This is a genomic window from Ruegeria sp. CDSB117 (assembly GCF_059611005.1).
This window is the reverse complement of record NZ_JBXWOS010000013.1, coordinates 1-2,757: the sequence shown is the minus strand read 5'-3', so window position 1 is coordinate 2,757 and position 2,757 is coordinate 1. Positions and strand designations below refer to the sequence as shown.

The following is a 2,757-nucleotide window of genomic DNA, read 5'->3' as shown; positions in this document are numbered from 1 at the left end:
CAGCAGGTGAAATCGTTGGAAAGGCATTTGGGTGTAGCTCTCGTTGCCAGACGTGGGCGCAGCATTGAATTGACAGAGCCAGGCATCATTCTTGCACGTGAACTGGGTATCGGCTTCGAAATTATCGGAAGGGGTGTCGAACGACTGGCGGAACATGCAGCGCACCGTCCCGTTCAAGTGACCATGTCACCCGCATTCGCAGTAGAGTGGCTATTGCCAAGAATGGCAGAGTTTCAACGACAACATCCAGAGATCACTTTGATGCTGAACCCAACCTCGGAGCTGGTTCAGATAAAGCCAGGTGGTATCGACGTCGCCATTCGGTATCACGATAGACGCATGCCAAGAAAAGAAGAGGATACTGTCCTTGTTTCCGACATGGTCGTGATCGGAGCACCTTCACTGGTGGAAGGCCAAGATCTGCGTGACCCGGCCTCTTTAACGAAGCTTCCCTGGTTGCAGGAACTGGGCACCAACGAGGCGGCCGACTGGTTCACCTATCATGGGGTCGTACCTCCCGAGCCATTGACCATAAATCACATGCCAGGGAACCTGATCATGACTGCGGTTCGCCGGGGTGACGGTATCACGTATTCTGCCAGAGCTTTTTTCGAGGACGATCTGTCATCTGGTCGGATGATTGAGTTGTTCTCTGAGCCACTCTTCGGCGTCTATTACATCCAGACTCAAGCAGAATTTCAGCGTCCCGAGGCTAAGGTGTTCGTCAACTGGCTTAAGTCTCAGTCGCAAGTCGTATCGAGACACAACTCTGGAAGTTGAGAAGTATCTATTTACTCCCCTGCTCTGTTTGCTCGAGACCGTTGGTTTCGCCGTTTTTTAAGGCTGCTTTGTGGAGGAGCCAGCTGCGATCAGAGCCGCCATCCCTCCATCGATGAACTGCACGTTTTGAAAACCCATCGCTGTCAATACATTTGCCGCTGCCGCGCCTCGGTAGCTCGGAGCTCCGCCACAAGTGGTGAAAATTCGCCTTCCACGATCCTGTAACTCTTGAGATCTGTATTCACTTTCAAGGTCTGCCATCCAAGCGACGGCGCGACCAGGAGCCGGAATTGCTCTAGGGCTGATACCTGTAGCCGCCATTTCAGCGCTATCCCTCACGTCCACTACAAGTGCGTTGGGGTCTTCGATCAGTACTGCCAGCGCGTCAGTTGCTGAAATCGGATTTGCTTTGGATATTTCCTGAGCTTCCATTTGTGCGAATGTTAAGACCATATTGCCCCCCGACTGCAAATCCTGCGCTATGCTACCATGCGGCTGATTTACCGCAAATCGGCACCGAAGCGATGCTTGGCAGTCTTGTCGTCGTCCAGACTGTTGCCATCAACGAAGTTAAATAAGTCCCGGTCAACGGCAGAAGCGGGCCTCGCAAATACCCCGGCCATTGCTGTTGATCAGTGATTACTGGGCGGCCAAAGCCTTCTGCCTGCAATAACACGATGCCTTGATCGGCACCTCGGCGCGAGCAGTGGCCTTGTCCAGTTGTGGCTTAATGTGGGCGGCTTCGACCGTTTCACCGCGCCGGGTGAGACATTCGTGCAAGCCATGCAGGCTCCAGACGTTGCCCGGATGCTGACAGGCCCGGCTAAGCGTTGCATCCAGGCCAAGGTCTGCACGGTAAACAGCTTCGGCTTCCTCCATCTGGCCCTGCTCAAGAAGAAGAGCACCCAGCGCATGACGGGTGGGTTGCATCCAGCCCCAGGGCTCGTCGTATGGCAAGTTGTCGTCGATCTCGACTGACTTTCGCAGGTGGTCAAAGGCCGTTTCGTGCTCTCCTGCGTGATAGGCCAACTCACCCAGCATCATTTGCTCAGCGACCTTCAGAATGTCCCGGCATGTGTTGTTGAACAGCATTCGGGTCTCAGGAACTCTGGCCAGAGCATCATAGAACTTGGCTTTTTCACTCTCGGCTTCGGCGACCCTGTGTAGGTTGGCCAAGGCAACCGTCCTTGCATACCGCATCATAGCAATGGTCACGCTGTAAAGCTCTTCATCCTCTGGCAGATCCTGATCGAGAATATCCTGCCAGAGACCAAACCTGATCAGCACATGTTGCTTCATTGGAATGAAGCCTTCAAACCAGTCCGCCATAGGCCGAAGAGTGTCTGACGGCAAGGTGTCGATCAGCTCATCGGCGGCTTCGATTGCTGCCGATGGTTGCCCCAAGAACATCGCACCGTATATTTTAAAGTGATAGTTGTGGCACCGATAGACGGAATAGAAATTGTCAGGGCCTTCGCGCTTCAGAAACTTGCGATCTGCCAATATGGCTTTGTGATTGCGCAGTACCACGTTCATGTAGTCTCCGCACAACACGTCGATATGGGTCGGCATGTGCAACAAATGCCCGGCCTCGGGCACCAGCGTGCTGAGCACATCGCCGTGACGCAGTGCCCGTTCGGGGTGGGGCGACATTTCCATCAGGTGAATGTACATGTGCAATAGTCCTGCGTGCTCCCATGCTCCGGAAAGTGTATCGAACGCATTTTCGAGCACGGATATTGCCTCGAGCGTATCGGCCCCTTCGGCGGGCTTTCCGGTCGGCAAATCCCAAAGCTGCCAAGGTGTCCGGTTCATGAGCGACTCGGCCAGAATCGCAGACACGTCCAGGTCCTGATCGAATTCGGTGTGAACCTTTCGCATCGCATCAGCGAAGGCATCATTCCACGGGCTGAAATCCTCAATATCCGATGAAGATGGATAACGCGCTGGAATGGCATCGATTAGCGCGCGTTCAAC

At 54.2% G+C, this 2,757-nt stretch carries 3 protein-coding genes; 1 reads left to right on the top strand and 2 read right to left on the bottom strand.

Annotated elements, in window-relative coordinates; translation table 11 throughout:
- Positions 1-780 (top strand): LysR substrate-binding domain-containing protein (locus AC2FJC_RS15015; RefSeq protein WP_496740103.1); only part of this gene is annotated, 780 nt, incomplete at its 5' end.
- 57 nt (positions 781-837) lie between these two features.
- Here the strand turns inward: AC2FJC_RS15015 and AC2FJC_RS15010 are convergent.
- Both AC2FJC_RS15010 and AC2FJC_RS15005 read right to left on the bottom strand, forming a co-directional pair.
- The gene (locus AC2FJC_RS15010; protein WP_170594474.1) at positions 838-1,233 is read right to left on the bottom strand and encodes a rhodanese-like domain-containing protein; all 396 of its coding nucleotides are present in this window, start codon (positions 1,231-1,233) and stop codon (positions 838-840) included.
- Positions 1,234-1,419: 186 nt separating this feature from the next.
- Positions 1,420-2,757 (bottom strand): hypothetical protein (locus AC2FJC_RS15005; RefSeq protein ID WP_496740102.1); only part of this gene is annotated, 1,338 nt, incomplete at its 5' end.